Origin of the sequence: Methylobacterium sp. Leaf104 (assembly GCF_001422885.1) — a bacterium.
Lineage (GTDB): Bacteria > Pseudomonadota > Alphaproteobacteria > Rhizobiales > Beijerinckiaceae > Methylobacterium.
The window spans coordinates 35420-49393 of the sequence record NZ_LMMZ01000010.1 but is presented as its reverse complement, the minus strand read 5'-3'; the positions used below and the strand labels follow the sequence as shown (position 1 = coordinate 49393).

The following is a 13974-nucleotide window of genomic DNA, read 5'->3' as shown; positions in this document are numbered from 1 at the left end:
ACAGGTGGCGCGGGGTGGAGCAGCCCGGTAGCTCGTCAGGCTCATAACCTGAAGGTCACAGGTTCAAATCCTGTCCCCGCAACCAATACACAAAGCCCGTCACGCCCAAACGCGTGACGGGCTTTGGCCGTTCAGGATCCGACTCAGGTCCGGCTGCGTCGGTGCAGCACCAACATGCCGAGGCCGATCGCCAGCACCGTCGCGGCTCCGGCGAGGCTGAGAATGCGCTCGATCAGGGGCGTGTAGACGCCCCGCACGGCGTCGTAGCCGTAGCAGAGCAGGGTGAGCCGATCGGCGAGCGTGCTGCCCCGGCCCTCCCCCGCCTCGATCAGAGCTAGGCGCAGGTCGCGGCCGTTGAGCGCCAGGGGCGACAGGATGCGGGCGACGCGGCCCTCGGGTGTGAGTAGGATCGCGGCGGCCGGATGCGCGATGCTGCCGGTGCCGCCGTCGACCACGAAGCGGTAGCCCAGCGCCGCGGTGAGGTCGGTGATGGCCGGTGCCGTGCCGACGAGCGCCCGTGCCGCGGAGGCTCCGCCGCCTTCCTCCCGCAGCATGCGCCGGGCCGCCGCGACATCGTCTCGCGGATCGAGCCCCACCAGGACGAAGCCGACGTCGCGTCCCGGCACGAGCCCGGTCGCCGCGAGGGCCGCACCCGTCATCGCCAGCATCGGGTCGCAGACATTGGCGCAGGTGTAGTCGACCGGCAGGAGCAGGGCCGCCCGTCCTCCGAGGGCGGCGCCCAGGGTGGTCGGCCCGCTCCCGGCATCGGTGAAGGCGAGACCGAGGGGCACTCGGGCGTCGGGCGCCGGCGTGACGCCGACGCGCGCCAGATCGTTCTGGGCGAGGCGTGCCTGGCCCGGTCCGGGCAGCGTCCCGGATCCCACGAGGACGAGCAGGAGAACCGCCGGCCAACGGGGCCGCATCCGGATCGAGCGCCTGCGGCCGTGATGTCGCATGGACCCCTTCATGCCCGATCCGGAGGGGCGGCACAGCCCGGCGTGGCGCCGCACGGCCCTCGGCTTCCATCGCGAAACCTGCGGTCGCGAGATCTTGCGTCGCGCCGCTCCCGCTCCTGGGGCAACGCTCCTCGGAGAGGCCGGTGTTCCGCCGGATCGGCGCGCGGCCGGTCCGGATCGCGTAAAGTTTCGCGGGATGAAATCGCGCACTGAACCGTAGCCGTCAGGTCGCGGTTATCCAGGCGGACCGGGAGGCGTGAGAGCGGATGAGACGACCCCGTGACATCCGGCATCCGGCCTTGCCGCGCCCGGCCCTGCGTTCCGGCGGGCGCCGCGCCTGATGGCGCAGCTGTTCGCGCCCGGGGCCGACGCGCTCCTGCGCTTGGCCATCCTGTCCGGTGCGGCCCTGATCGCCGGGGGCGCCGTGGTGGTGGCCGGGATCGCGCGTTCGGATTACGTCACCGGCGTGGGCATCGCCCCGGCCCAGCCGGTGCCCTTCAGCCACAAGCACCATTCGGGCGAACTCGGCATCGATTGCCGCTACTGCCACACCACGGTGGAGACGCAGGCGACGGCCGGGCTGCCCCCGACCCAGACCTGCATGACCTGCCATTCGCAGATCTGGACCGGCTCGGACATGCTCAAGCCCGTGCGCGACAGCTACGCCAGCGGCGAGCCCGTGCGCTGGGTTCGCCTGAACAAGCTGCCGCAATACGTCTCCTACAACCATTCCGTCCACGTGACGAAGGGGATCGGCTGCTCCACCTGCCACGGGGACGTCACCACCATGCAGATGACGTTCCGGGCCAACGCCTTCGAGATGCAGTTCTGCCTGGACTGCCACCGGGCGCCGGAACGCTGGGTGCGCATGCCCGACCAGGTCTGGAACATGAACTGGACCCCGCCCGCCGACCAGGCGACCCTCGGGCCGCAGCTCGTGGCGAAGAACCATATCCACGGAGGCGACCGGCTCCTCGAATGCGGGATCTGTCACCGCTGATGGATCAGGACCTCGATCTCCCGCAACTGCGCCAGCGCCTCGCCTCCGGCGACGGCCCCGCCTTCTGGCGCAGCCTCGACGGGCTGGCCGGGACGGAGGCGTTCCAGGCTTACCTGCGAACCGAGTTCCCCGGCGCTCTGCCCCTGGCGCAGGGGCCGGAGCGGCGCGGCTTCCTCAAGCTGATGGCGGCCTCCTTCGCGCTCGCCGGGCTCTCGGCCTGCGACGCCTTCGACGGGCGCGGGCGCGAGGTCCCGTACGTGGTGCAGCCCGAGCGGATCGTCCCCGGCGCTCCCCTCGCCTACGCCACCTCGGCCCTGTTCGACGGCTTTGCCAACGGCATCCTCGTCACCACGCGCAACGGCCGCCCCCTGAAGGTCGAGGGCAACCCGGAGCATCCCTGGAGCCGGGGCGGCACCGACGTCCTGGCCCAGGCCTCGGTGCTCGGGCTCTACGACCCCTTCCGCAGCCAGGCGGTGCAGCATCTCGGGCGGCCCGCCGCCTGGTCGGCCTTCCGCGGCGCCCTGCTGGCGCGGCTCGCGGCCCTGCGCGACACGGGCGGCGCGGGCTTCCATCTGCTCACCGGGCCGGTCACGTCGCCCTCGCTGGCCGCCGAGATCGACCGATTGCGGTCGGCCTATCCGGGCCTGCGCTGGCACGTCTCGCAGACGGTGCCGCGGGACGGGCTCTATGACGGCGCGCGGCAGGCCTATGGCCGGCCCCTGGAAACCCAGTTCCGGTTCGAGGCCGCCCGCACCCTCGTCAGCCTCGACGGGGACTTCCTCGATGTCGGGCCGGGCCAGGTCGGCCTGTCCCGCCGCTGGATCGACGCGCGCCGGGCCGGGCAGGCGCAAGGCCGCCTCCTCACCCTGCACGCGGCGGCACCGACCCCGGGGCTGACCAGCGTCAAGGCCGAGCACACCCTGGCGGCCGGCTCGGACGATCTGGCGCGCCTCGCCGCGGACCTCCTGCGAATGGCCGAGGGCGGTCGGCCCGACACCGCCGACGGGCCGAGGGCGGCGTGGCTCCGTCGGGCCGGGGCGGCGCTGCTGGCCGACCGGGGCCGGAGCCTCGTCACCGCCGGCATCGGCCAGCCGGCCGCGGTGCACGCCCTCGTCCACCGCATCAACGGCGCCCTGGGCAACACCGGCACCACGGTGGTGCACACCGCGCCGGTTCCGGCCTCCGGGGCCGAGGGCCTGTCCGACCTCACCGAGGCGATGGCGCGGGGTGCCGTCGGCACCCTGCTGACGCTCGGCGTCAACCCGGTCTACGAAGGGCCGGGCGATCTCGCTTTCGCCGAGCACCTGGCACGGGTGCCGTTCAAGATCCATGCGGGGACGTATTTCGACGAGACCGCCGCCCATGCCGACTGGCACCTGCCGCTGGCGCATCCCCTCGAGAGCTGGGGCGATGCCCGCTCCCTCGACGGCACCGTGGGGTTGATCCAGCCGACCATCGCGCCGCTCTATGGCGGGCGCTCGGCCCACCAGATCCTGGCCCTGTTCGGGGCCGAGGCTCCCGCACGGGAAGGCCCCGAGCAGGGGCTCGATCTCCTGAAGCGCCGGTGGCGCCGCCCCGGCGAGGCGGACGCCGCCTTCGAGGCCCGGTTCGCGGAGGCCCTGCGCCTCGGCTTCCTGCCCGACACCGCCCTGCCCGTGGAGACCGTGGCCCTGACCGGGCGCGTCGCGGACCCTGCGCCGGCTCCCGCGACGGAGGACCGGATCGAGGCGGTCTTCCGGCCCGACCCCTGCGTCTGGGACGGAGCCTTCGCCGATCTCGGCTGGCTGCAGGAACTGCCCAAGCCCCTGACCAAGGTGGTCTGGGAGAACGTCGTCGCGATCAGCCCGCGTCTGGCCGAGCGCCTGCACCTCGCCACCGGCGACGTCGTGGCGGTGGAGGCGAACGGCCGCCGCCTCGAGGGCGCGGCCTGGATCCTGCCCGGCCAAGCCGAGCGCACCGTGACCCTCACCCTCGGCTACGGCCGCCGGGTGCCGGACCACCTCGCGCAGGGCCTCGGCTACGACGCCCAGGCCCTGCGCCCCGCCGCCACGCCCTATCGCCTTCCCGACGTCACCCTGACGCGGACCGGCCGTCGTGCCAGACCGGCGACGACGCAGGATCTCGGCACGATGCAGGGACACGACTTCGTGCGTGTCCAGGCGCTGGGCGCCCCGAGCGTCGGCGACCCGCCGGGCGCGGCGGTGCCGTCCTTCTATCCCGAGCCGCCCGCGGCGGGGCGCGGCGAGGGATCCGCGGACGCGGGCGCCGGCGCCGGCGCCGGGCGGGCCTGGGGCATGGTCATCGACCTCGATGCCTGCATCGGCTGCAATGCCTGCCTCACGGCCTGCCAGTCCGAGAACAACATCCCGGTGGTGGGCCGCGAGGAGGTCGCGCGTGGGCGCTGGATGAACTGGCTGCGGGTGGACCGCTACTATTCCGGCGACCTCGACGCGCCGGCGACGCATTTTCAGCCGGTGCCCTGCATGCATTGCGAGGCGGCCCCCTGCGAGCTCGGCTGCCCCGTGGAGGCGACGGTGCACGACAGCGAGGGCCTGAACCTGCAGGTCTACAACCGCTGCATCGGCACCCGCACCTGCCAGAGCTACTGTCCCTACAAGGTCCGGCGCTTCAACTACCTCGACTATACCGGCGGCATGGCGCCCGTGGCGCAGCAGCAGCGCAACCCCGAGGTCACCGTGCGGGCGCGCGGCGTGATGGAGAAGTGCACCTACTGCCTCCAGCGCATCGCGGGCGCGCGCATCGAGTCCGCCAAGGATGCGCACGCGCCGATTCCCGACGGGGCGGTGGAGACCGCCTGCCAGGGCGCCTGCCCGACCCGTGCCATCGTGTTCGGCGACCTCTCGGACGCGGGCAGCAAGGTCGCGGCGGCGCGCCGCGACCCGCGCAACTACGCGCTGCTCGGCGAACTCAACACCCGGCCGCGCACCACCTACCTCGCGCGCCTGGCGCCCGGCGCCGAGCCGGGCCAGGAGGGCTGACGCGCCATGGCCGGAGCCGTGCTCACGCCCGACACCCCGACCCGCCCCGGCGGGACGGCCCGCGCCGTCTCCGACGCCGCCCTGCACGACCCCCTCGGACGGCGCTGGTGGATCGCCTTCGCGGCGGCCTCCGGCCTTTTGGCCCTGTTCTTCGGGGTGATCCTGTACCTGCTCTTCACGGGCGTCGGCATCTGGAACAACAACAACGCCGTCGTCTGGGCACTCGACATCGCCTCCTACGATTGGTGGATCGGCATCGCCTGCGGCAGCCTCACGCTCGCCGGCATCCTGCGCCTCGCAGGGGGAACGGAGGGGAGCGTGCTCGGGCGCGGGGCGATCAGCCGCCTCGCCGAGGCCAACGCCCTCCTGTGCACGATCGCGGCCGGGCTCTACCCGATCATCCATCTCGGGCGGCCGTGGTTCTTCTACTGGAACCTGCCCTACCCCAACACGCTCGGCCTGTGGCCGCAATTCCGCTCGCCCCTGGTCTGGGACGCCATCGACATCGTCAGCTTCCTCGTGGTCACCGTGAGCCTCTGGTACATCGGGCTGCTGCCGGACCTCGCGACCCTGCGCGACCGGGCCTTCGCGGAGGCGCAGTCCGAGCGCGCCGGGCGCCCGCGGCGCTGGCCGATGCTGAAGGCGCAGGCCTACGGGGTCGCGGCCGCCGGCTGGCGCGGCTCCGCCTCGCACTGGCAGGTCTGGGCGCAGGCCTACCGCATCGTCGCGCTGCTCGGCATCCTGCTCGTGGTCTCGCTCCAGACCGGAGCCTCGGTGATGCTGGCGGGCTCCGTGCTGCCGGGCTGGCACGACACGATCCTGCCCGTCACGTTCCTGGTCAACGCGGTGTTCTCCGGGGTCGCCGTCACCGCCGCCCTGACGATGCTGGTCCGTGCGCTCTATCGCCTCGATGCGGTCGTCACCCTGCGCCACGCCGAGATCCTGGCCCGGATCCTCCTCGGCCTCGGCCTCGCCAGCCTCTACGGCCACACGGCCGAGCTCGTCTCGGGCTTCCTGCACGGCGACGCCTACGCGCGCGCGACCCTGGTGCGCCGGTTCGCCGGTCCGCAGGCCTGGGCGGCCTGGACCGTGCTGACCTGCGCGCTGCTGCCCGTCCACCTGTTCTGGTGGGCGCGCCTCCGGCGCTCGCCCGGGGCGCTCGCCCTCGTCGGCTGCCTCGTGGCGGTCGGCGCCTATGCCGACCACGTCATGGTGCTGGTGGTGACGCTGTCCCACGACTTCCTGCCCGCCGCCGCCCTCGACTACCGGGTCGGACTCTGGGGCATCGCCACCTTCGCCGGGTCGGTGGGGATGTTCCTCGTGCTGCTGCTCCTGTTCCTGCGCGCCCTGCCGGTGGCCTCGATCACCGACCTGCGCCGGCAGGCGGGCCTGGGCGACGGCTCCGCCCGCGCCGGGGCCGAGGCGGACGCACCCGAGCCCGGGGCGGGAACGCCGCTCTGGGGCGTCAGCGCCGAATTCGCGACGCAGGCGGACCTCGCCGCCGCCCTGCGGGCACTGGCCCGGCGCCATCCCCAACACGACGACCAGCCCCGGCGCGGCAACACCATCCGCCTCGACGCCTTCGGCCCGGTGCCGATGCCCGACGCCCTGAAGGGGCTCGGCCGCCACAACCGCTCGATCCTGCCCTACGCCCTCGGCGCGGCGCTCGCTGGCGGCGCCGCCTTCTACGGGATGTGCGTCTACGCCACGGCCTACGGCTACGTCCTCGACGTCGGCGGGCGCCCGCGCTTCTCCTGGCCCTCCTTCGTGGTGCCGAGCGTCTCCTTCGCGATGATGAGCGGGACGCTCGCCGTGCATGCGGTGTTCCTGTTCGTGAACCGCCTGCCGCGCCTCAACCATCCGGCCTTCAACATCCCGGGTTTCGGGCGGGCGATGCAGGACCGCTACTTCCTGGCGGCGGAGGCGCGCGGTCCGGATTTCGATGCCGCGCGCATCGCGCGCCAGCTCGCCGCCCTGCCCGAGGGCGCCGGGCGGCCGCTCGCCATCGCGCGGGTGCCGCGATGAGGCGCCGGTTCGCACTCCGGCCCGGCCTGGGGCTGCTCCTGCCCGCCCTGGTCCTGGCCCTCGCCGGCTGCGGCGAGGCGAACATGCGCGACCAGCCCAAGGCCAAGACCTGGGACGTCAACCGCTTCTTCCCGCAGGGCATGACCATGCGCCCGCCCGTGGCCGGCACCGTGCCCCGCACCGACCCGGCGCGCTTCGTGCCGCGCCCGGCCGTCATCGACGCGGCCCTGCTGGACCGGGGCCGGGAGCGCTACGGCATCGCCTGCACGCCCTGTCACGGCGCCAGCGGCGACGGACGGGGCATGATCGTGGCGCGCGGCTTCCCCGCCGCCCCGCCCTTCGCGGGCGAACACCTGAGGGCGGCGAGTTCCGACCGGCTCTACGCGGCGATCACGCAAGGGCACGGGGCGATGTTGCCCATGGGCGCGCAGGTGGCGCCGGCCGACCGCTGGGCCATCGTCGCCTATCTGCGCGCCCTGCAGCTGAGCCAGGGGGCCGCGGTGGCGAGCCTGCCGGCGGAGGACCGCGCCAAGCTGCAGGACAGCCCGATGGGGGCCGCCCGATGAACGCCGGCCGTCCCCTGCTTCTCCTCTGCGCCGGCCTCGCCGCCCTCGGCCTCGCCGTCCGCCTCGGCGACTGGCGGGCCGGCTACCTGGCGGCCTGGCTCGCCCTCCTGGGCCTTCCCCTCGGCGCCCTCCCCCTGGTCGCCGGCCTCGACGCCCTGGCGCCGGAGCGGTTCGCGTCCCTGCGCCCCGCGCTCGTCGGGTGCCTGCACCTGATGCCGGTGGCGGCCCTCCTCGCCCTGCCCCTGGCGGCGGTGGTGCCGGCGCTCTACCCCTTCGCGACCGGGACGCCCGCCGCGACCCCGCTGGCCGGGATCTGGCTGACGCTGCCGTTCCTCGCCGCGCGGCTCGTGGCGGCGCTCGCCCTCTGGCTCTGGCTCTGCCGCCGGGTCGCGGCGGGCCGGGGACCCGTCGCCCTCGCCCTCGGACTCCACGCCGTGCTGGCGACGCTCGTGAGCTTCGACCTGATCACCGCCCTCGACCCGCGCCTCGGCTCCAGCCTGATCGGGCTCCTGACGATGGCGGCCTGGAGCGGCGCGGCGCTCGCCGCCGCCCTCCTCGTCACGCCCTCCGTGCACCGGTCCGAGACCGGGCTGCTGCCGCTCGCCCTGCTGACGGCCGCCTGGGCCTTCCTGCACTTCGTGCAGTTCCTCGTGGTCTGGTCGGCCAACCTGCCCGCCGAGGTGTCGTGGTACCTCGCCCGCGGCGGCCCCCTCGGGCGGGGCTTGAGCCTCGCGGGCGGGGCCGCCGCCCTCCTCGCCGCCGCCCTCACCCTGCGCCCCGGCCCGTGGACGACGCGGGCGCTGGCGGCTTCGATCCTCGCGGTCCACGTCGTGGAGATGGCCTGGCTCGTGACGCCGGCCGGGCGCGGCGCCTTCGTGGTCACGGGGCCGGACGTCCTGGCCGGGCTCGCCATCGCCGCCCTCGCGGCCGGCCTCGTGCGCCTGCTGGCGCCGCTCCGGGCGCGGCGCGCCCCGATCCCGGACGCCAAGGTCGCCGCATGATGGATCGCCGCATGAGCCCGCCCGATGCCCCCCGCCGCGCCAGCCTCGCCCTCGTCCCGGCGATCCTGGCCGGCCTGATCCTGCGCCGCACCGGCGCGGTGCCGCCCGCCCCCGGGACCCCCGCCGAGGCTTCCCGCGCGGAGGACTGGGATTACGAGCGCACCGACGCCGAGGCCGGTAAGACCGCCTGGGTGATGCTCGGCCTCGCCGGCGCGGTGCTCGCGACGATCGGGGCGGTGCTCGCCCTCAACCACGTGGTGCTCGGGCGCCAGCGGGCCGCCCTGCCGCCCCTCACCGCCCAGCAGACGGCCGCGATCCGGCCGCCGCCGCCGAACCTGCAGCCGGACCCCTACGCGGAGATCGACGCCCGGCACGCCGAGGCGGCCGGCCGCCTCTCCGGCTACGCCTTCCTCGACGCGGACCGCACCCGCGCCCGCATCCCCATCGACCGCGCCATGGCGCTCATGGCCGGCCGGCCCTTCGATGTGGAGACGGCCGCGGAACCCCGGGAGGCGGCCTCCCCATGAAGGCCGAGTCCGCCCTCGCCCTGTGGCCGCCCGCGGCCTCCGCCGCGGCCGTCGAGACCGACCACATCATCCTCGGCTTCACGGTGCTGACCCTGCTGCTCACGGTGCCGGTCTTCCTCGCGATCACCTACTTCGCCCTGCGCTACCGGCAGGGCGAGGAGGCCGACCGCAGCACCGACGAGCGCCGCAGCGTCCTCATCGAGATCAGCTGGATGTTGATTCCCTACGTGCTGACGCTGTTCTTCTTCGGCTGGGGCGCCAAGCTCTTCATCGCCTCCCGTCATCCGCCGCCGGACGCCATGGTGGTGGAGGCCGTGGGCCGGCAGTGGATGTGGAAGTTCCAGCACCCCACCGGGCAGTCGGAGATCAACGACCTGCACCTGCCCATCGACCAGCCGGTCCGCATCCGCATCACCAGCCAGGACGTGATCCACGCCCTCTACCTGCCGGCCCTGCGCCTGCAGATCGCCGCCCTGCCCGACCGGACGACGGAGATCTGGTTCAAGGCCGACCGCACCGGGACCTACCGGCTCTACTGCTCGGAATATTGCGGCACCGACCACTCGGTCATGGACGGCAACCTCACCCTGATGACCCAGGCCGAGTACCAGGACTGGCTGACCCACGGGCACGCGCAGCAATCGAACGTGGCGGCGGGCCGCGCCCTCTACGAGTCCTACGGCTGCGCCGGCTGCCACGACGGCGCGGTGGCGGGCGTGAAGGCGCCCGGCCTCGCCGGCCTCTACGGCCGCGCGGTCCACCTCGCCGACGGCCGCACCATCACGGCGGATGCGGACTACATCCGCGCCAAGATCCTGAACCCCAACGAGAACCGGCTCGCCGGCGGCGGCAAGCAGGTGATGCCGAGCTTCCGCGGGGTGATCCGGCCCGACGACCTCGACCGCCTCGTCGGCTACCTGAAGGCCACCGACCGCGTCGCAGAGGGAGCCCAACGATGAGCAGCGCCGGCACCCTGCACGGCGACGCCGCCGCGCGCGATCCCCACATCCCGCCCCCGACCCTCGACCGGCCGGACGACTACCTCCACGCCCAGTCGACCCTGCGCTCGTGGTTCCTCACCACCGACCACAAGCGCATCGCGCTCCTGTACCTCGCCAGCATCACCGCGTTCTTCGTCATCGGCGCGGTGGCCGCCGGCTTCGTGCGCCTCGCCCTCGTCGTGCCCGACGGCGCGATCATGACCAACGACACCTACAACAAGGCCTTCACCATCCACGGCGTGGTGATGGTGTGGTTCTTCCTGATCCCGTCGATCCCGGCGACCTTCGGCAACTTCCTGATCCCGCTGATGATCGGGGCCAAGGACCTCGCCTTCCCCAAGCTCAACCTGACGAGCTGGTACGTCTTCATGACGGGGGCGCTGTTCACCCTGGTGGCGGTGGTGCTGGGCGGCGTCGATACCGGCTGGACCTTCTACGCGCCGCTCTCCACCGCCTTCTCGAACACCTGGGTGCTGCCGGCGCTGATCGGCGTCACCATCGTGGGCTTCTCCTCGATCCTGACGGGGCTGAACTTCGTCGTCACCATCCACACGATGCGGGCGCCCGGCATGACCTGGTTCCGGCTGCCGATCTTCGTCTGGACGCACTACGCCACGAGCCTGATCTTCCTGCTCGCGACCCCCGTCATCACCCTGGCGCTGATCCTGCTCATCGCCGAGCGCGCCTTCCATGTCGGCGTGTTCGACCCGGCCTATGGCGGCGACCCGGTGCTGTTCCAGCACCTGTTCTGGTTCTACTCGCACCCGGCGGTCTACATCATGGTGCTGCCGGGCATGGGCGTGATCTCCGAGATCGTGCCGGCCTTCGCCCAGAAGAAGCTCTTCGGCTACCGCTTCGTCGCCTACGCGGCCATCGGCCTGGCCTCCGTGACGTTCTTCGTCTGGGGCCACCACATGTTCGTCAACGGGCAGAGCGACCTCGCCTCCCTCGCCTTCTCCGCCCTCTCCTTCGCGGTGGCGGTGCCCTCGGCGGTGAAGGTCTACAACTGGACCGCCACCATCCATAAGGGCAGCCTGCGCCTCGACACCCCGATGCTGTACGCCATGGGGTACATCGGCCTGTTCGTGCTCGGCGGGCTGACGGGGCTCTACCTCGCCACGCTGGCCATCAACCAGCACATCCATGCCACCTACTTCGTGGTGGCGCATTTCCACTACATCATGGTCGGCGGCACGGTGCTGGCCTTCCTCGGCGGGCTGCACTTCTGGTGGCCGAAGATCACCGGGCGGATGTACAGCGAGCCCTGGGGCCGGATCTCGGCGCTGTTCATCTTCATCGGCTTCAACGTCACCTTCTTCCCGCAATTCATCCTCGGCTACCTCGGGATGCCGCGGCGCTACGCGACCTACCCGCCGGAATTCCAGCTCCTCAACGTGCTCTCCTCGGCTGGCTCGACGATCCTGGCGGCCGGCTACCTCTTCCCGATGGTCTACCTCGTCCATTCCCTCTGGTTCGGGCGCCGCGCCCCCGGAAACCCCTGGGACGCCAAGGGCCTGGAATGGGAGACCGCCTCCCCGCCCCCGCCGCACAACTTCGCGGGCGTGCCACGGGTGCCGAAGGTGCCCTACGACTACCCGATCCAGGCGCAGGAGACCGGGAGGCAGCACACGTGAGCGCCGAATTCATCGGTGCGAACCCCGCCGAACCCGTCGGCGTGACGCGCGCCGGGCACTTCGCCACGGACGCCCAGCAGCGCCACGCGGCGACGTTCGGCATGTGGGCCTGGCTGCTCACCGAGCTGCTGCTCTTTGCCGGGCTGTTCCTCACCGCGCTGATCCTGCGCCTGCTCCACCCGGAGGCGGTGCAGGCGGCGGCCGGCCATCTCAAGTTCTGGATCGGGGCCGCCAACACCGTGGTGCTGCTCTGCTCCAGCCTGACCATGTCGGCGGCCATCGAGCTCTCGCGGCTGGGCTGGCAGCGGATGATGGTCGGCTGCCTGCTCGCCACCGCGAGCCTCGGGGCGCTGTTCCTGATGCTGAAGGGCTACGAGTACCACGCCGACTACGAGGAGCAGATGATGCCCTTCCTCGCCCGCCGGCCCTACGCGCTCGCCGAGCAGCCGGCGACGCGGCTCTTCGTCAACCTCTACTACGTGGCGACCGCACTCCACGCCCTGCACCTCTTCACCGGCATCGCGATCCTGCTCGGGCTCACCTGGAAGGCGTCGCGCCCGGGCTTCCTGCAGCGGCACCAGAACTGGATCGAGGTCTACGGCCTGTACTGGCACTTCATCGACCTGATCTGGATCATCGCCTTCCCGGTCCTCTACGTGGTCAACCGGTAGGAGGCGGCGCTGCGCAATCCCCTCCACGCCCTCGGCCCCGAGGACCGCGCCCTCCTCCGGCGCCGCCTGCGCAACCCGGTGCGCACCTTCCTGGCGCTCCTGGCGCTCCTGGCCGTGAACGTGGCGCTCGGGGCGACGCGGCCCTTCGAGCAGGTCTGGCTCGTCGAGCTCGGGGTGGTCGCCGTCATGGCGGCGATCATCGTCCTGGTATCGATGGAGGTCCGCCGGGAGCCGCCCCTGGTGCGGCTGTTCGCCGGCGTCGGGTTCTTCTGGGCCGCGATCCTGTTCGGGATGACCCTGACCGACTATCTCGCCCGCTGAACCCCCCTGACACGCGAAGACGGCGGGGCTCGCGCCCCGCCGTCTTCGGTTCGGATGGTTCTCGGCGCGGTCCGGCGAGGCGTGACCTCAGTAGGCCGGGCCGCCCGACGTGGTGCCGTAATTGGCGGTGGGCTTATTGTTCTGCTCGGCGTTGCCGGCCTTGGCCGAGTCGTCCGCGCGGCGGGTGATCGAGCCGGTGGTCACGTCGTCGAAGGCGCCGACGACTCGGCTGCCGGGCGCCGTGGCGGCGGGGATGCCGGCCGGGGCGTTGTAGCTCTGCGCGAGGGCGGACGAGACGGGCGCGCTGAGGGTCAGGACCAGGGCAGCGGCGGCGGAAGCAAGACGAGTCTTCATGGTCGTGGTATCCAGATGTACAGGTCCGGTCTCCGTCAAACATTCGAGGATCGGGTCCAGGATGTCCGGGGGCCGTTCTTCTTGGTACGATCTCGATATAGGACCGGGTTTTCCGGCACGGCGTGCGCTGGAGCACCCGGTGCATGTGTTCGACGCATTTCCAGCGCCGTCCGGGCACTTCTTTATGCGCGTGCTGCATCACACGTCGGAATGGGCCTCGATGTAGTGGCGCAGGGCGCTGGCCGCATTGAGCATGTGGGCGCGCATGCGCCGGGCGGCCGCCTCGCCGTCGCCCTCGGCGATCGCCGCCAGGATGGCTCCGTGCTCCTCGCGCGAGCCGTGGATCCGCTCCCCGTGGCGCAGCTGCGTCCGTCGGAAGCCCGAGAGGCGGGTGCGCAGCGCCAGCGCCTGCTCCTTGAGGAAGCCGTTATGCGTGGCCCCGTAGAGGGCCTCGTGGAAGCTGCGGTTCAGGGTGTCGTAGGCGTCGACGTCGCCGGCCGCGACCATGTCGCCGGAGCGGGCGTGCAGGTCCATGAGGTGGTTGCGCTCCAGGGGCGTCATCCGGTAGGTGGCGAGCCGCACGCACATCGCCTCGAACTCGGCGGTGGTCTCGAACATGTCCATGATCCGCTCGGGGGTCATCCGCGTGACCACGACGCCCCGGCGCGGGCGCAACTCCACCAGCCCGTTGAAGGCGAGCTGGCGCAGCGCCTCCCGCACGGGGGTGCGCGAGGCACCGAAGCGGTCGGCGAGGTCCTGCTCGTCGAGGGCGGTCCCGGCGGCGAGGCGGCCGGCCGCGATCTCGTCGGTGAGCGCGTTGCGGATCTGGTCCGACAGGAGCCCACGCTCCGTCCCCTGCTCGTCCATGCCGCCCTCGTCCATCCCTCGCTCCCTCCACAGGACGCGCGACGCCCCGTCC

Annotated in this window: 13 protein-coding genes and 1 tRNA gene; 11 read left to right on the top strand and 3 right to left on the bottom strand. The window is 72.5% G+C overall.

The window, feature by feature from the left end; all coding sequences use genetic code 11:
- Positions 1-8 precede the first annotated feature (8 nt).
- Positions 9-85 (top strand) — tRNA-Met (locus ASF49_RS09215).
- Positions 86-143: 58 nt separating this feature from the next.
- Here ASF49_RS09215 and ASF49_RS09210 read toward each other — a convergent pair.
- Positions 144-923 (bottom strand): SCO family protein, encoded by a 780-nt coding sequence (locus ASF49_RS09210; RefSeq protein WP_056471122.1) that lies wholly within the window; start codon positions 921-923, stop codon positions 144-146.
- Between the two features lie 373 nt (positions 924-1296).
- Here ASF49_RS09210 and ASF49_RS09205 point away from each other — a divergent pair, with 373 nt between their 5' ends.
- The 10 genes from ASF49_RS09205 to ASF49_RS09160 all read left to right on the top strand — a co-directional run bounded on the left by ASF49_RS09205 (position 1297) and on the right by ASF49_RS09160 (position 12701).
- Positions 1297-1956: a cytochrome c3 family protein gene (locus ASF49_RS09205; protein ID WP_056471099.1), complete on the top strand. Its 660-nt coding sequence runs from the start codon at positions 1297-1299 to the stop codon at positions 1954-1956.
- Positions 1956-4955 (top strand): TAT-variant-translocated molybdopterin oxidoreductase, encoded by a 3000-nt coding sequence (locus ASF49_RS09200; protein ID WP_056471096.1) that lies wholly within the window; start codon positions 1956-1958, stop codon positions 4953-4955. Before ASF49_RS09205 ends, ASF49_RS09200 begins: the two co-directional genes overlap by 1 nt.
- A 6-nt stretch (positions 4956-4961) precedes the next feature.
- Complete coding sequence (locus ASF49_RS09195) at positions 4962-6980, top strand: quinol:electron acceptor oxidoreductase subunit ActD (RefSeq protein ID WP_056471093.1); 2019 nt, start codon at positions 4962-4964, stop codon at positions 6978-6980.
- Positions 6977-7546: a c-type cytochrome gene (locus tag ASF49_RS09190; protein ID WP_056471089.1), complete on the top strand. Its 570-nt coding sequence runs from the start codon at positions 6977-6979 to the stop codon at positions 7544-7546. The genes ASF49_RS09195 and ASF49_RS09190 overlap by 4 nt, the downstream gene beginning before the upstream one ends.
- Positions 7543-8547 carry a hypothetical protein gene (locus tag ASF49_RS09185; RefSeq protein ID WP_056471086.1) on the top strand — a complete coding sequence of 335 codons (1005 nt, stop codon included), beginning with the start codon at positions 7543-7545 and terminating at the stop codon, positions 8545-8547. Before ASF49_RS09190 ends, ASF49_RS09185 begins: the two co-directional genes overlap by 4 nt.
- A gap of 11 nt (positions 8548-8558) precedes the next feature.
- Positions 8559-9074, top strand: a complete 516-nt coding sequence (locus ASF49_RS09180) for a hypothetical protein (protein ID WP_056471120.1) — start codon at positions 8559-8561, stop codon at positions 9072-9074.
- Positions 9071-10033, top strand: a complete 963-nt coding sequence (coxB, locus tag ASF49_RS09175) for a cytochrome c oxidase subunit II (RefSeq protein ID WP_056471083.1) — start codon at positions 9071-9073, stop codon at positions 10031-10033. The genes ASF49_RS09180 and coxB overlap by 4 nt, the downstream gene beginning before the upstream one ends.
- Entirely contained in the window at positions 10030-11709 is a 1680-nt protein-coding gene (locus ASF49_RS09170) for a cytochrome c oxidase subunit I (protein WP_056471080.1), read from the top strand. Before coxB ends, ASF49_RS09170 begins: the two co-directional genes overlap by 4 nt.
- Entirely contained in the window at positions 11706-12380 is a 675-nt protein-coding gene (locus ASF49_RS09165; RefSeq protein WP_243214895.1) for a cytochrome c oxidase subunit 3, read from the top strand. Before ASF49_RS09170 ends, ASF49_RS09165 begins: the two co-directional genes overlap by 4 nt.
- A gap of 78 nt (positions 12381-12458) precedes the next feature.
- Entirely contained in the window at positions 12459-12701 is a 243-nt protein-coding gene (locus ASF49_RS09160; RefSeq protein ID WP_243214893.1) for an oxidase, read from the top strand.
- Between the two features lie 87 nt (positions 12702-12788).
- Here the strand turns inward: ASF49_RS09160 and ASF49_RS09155 are convergent, their stop codons facing one another.
- Both ASF49_RS09155 and ASF49_RS09150 read right to left on the bottom strand, forming a co-directional pair.
- Positions 12789-13055, bottom strand: a complete 267-nt coding sequence (locus ASF49_RS09155; protein WP_056471075.1) for a hypothetical protein — start codon at positions 13053-13055, stop codon at positions 12789-12791.
- Between the two features lie 198 nt (positions 13056-13253).
- A complete protein-coding gene (locus ASF49_RS09150) occupies positions 13254-13937 on the bottom strand; it encodes a GntR family transcriptional regulator (RefSeq protein ID WP_056471073.1) in 684 nt (227 codons plus the stop codon).
- Between the last annotated feature and the right edge of the window lie 37 nt (positions 13938-13974).

Coding starts and splice junctions, on each gene's coding strand:
- ASF49_RS09210 (WP_056471122.1), bottom strand. CDS start 923: ATGCGGCCCCGTTGGCCGGCGGTTCTCCTGCTCGTCCTCGTGGGATCC.
- ASF49_RS09205 (WP_056471099.1), top strand. CDS start 1,297: ATGGCGCAGCTGTTCGCGCCCGGGGCCGACGCGCTCCTGCGCTTGGCC.
- ASF49_RS09200 (WP_056471096.1), top strand. CDS start 1,956: ATGGATCAGGACCTCGATCTCCCGCAACTGCGCCAGCGCCTCGCCTCC.
- ASF49_RS09195 (WP_056471093.1), top strand. CDS start 4,962: ATGGCCGGAGCCGTGCTCACGCCCGACACCCCGACCCGCCCCGGCGGG.
- ASF49_RS09190 (WP_056471089.1), top strand. CDS start 6,977: ATGAGGCGCCGGTTCGCACTCCGGCCCGGCCTGGGGCTGCTCCTGCCC.
- ASF49_RS09185 (WP_056471086.1), top strand. CDS start 7,543: ATGAACGCCGGCCGTCCCCTGCTTCTCCTCTGCGCCGGCCTCGCCGCC.
- ASF49_RS09180 (WP_056471120.1), top strand. CDS start 8,559: ATGAGCCCGCCCGATGCCCCCCGCCGCGCCAGCCTCGCCCTCGTCCCG.
- coxB (WP_056471083.1), top strand. CDS start 9,071: ATGAAGGCCGAGTCCGCCCTCGCCCTGTGGCCGCCCGCGGCCTCCGCC.
- ASF49_RS09170 (WP_056471080.1), top strand. CDS start 10,030: ATGAGCAGCGCCGGCACCCTGCACGGCGACGCCGCCGCGCGCGATCCC.
- ASF49_RS09155 (WP_056471075.1), bottom strand. CDS start 13,055: ATGAAGACTCGTCTTGCTTCCGCCGCCGCTGCCCTGGTCCTGACCCTC.
- ASF49_RS09150 (WP_056471073.1), bottom strand. CDS start 13,937: ATGGACGAGGGCGGCATGGACGAGCAGGGGACGGAGCGTGGGCTCCTG.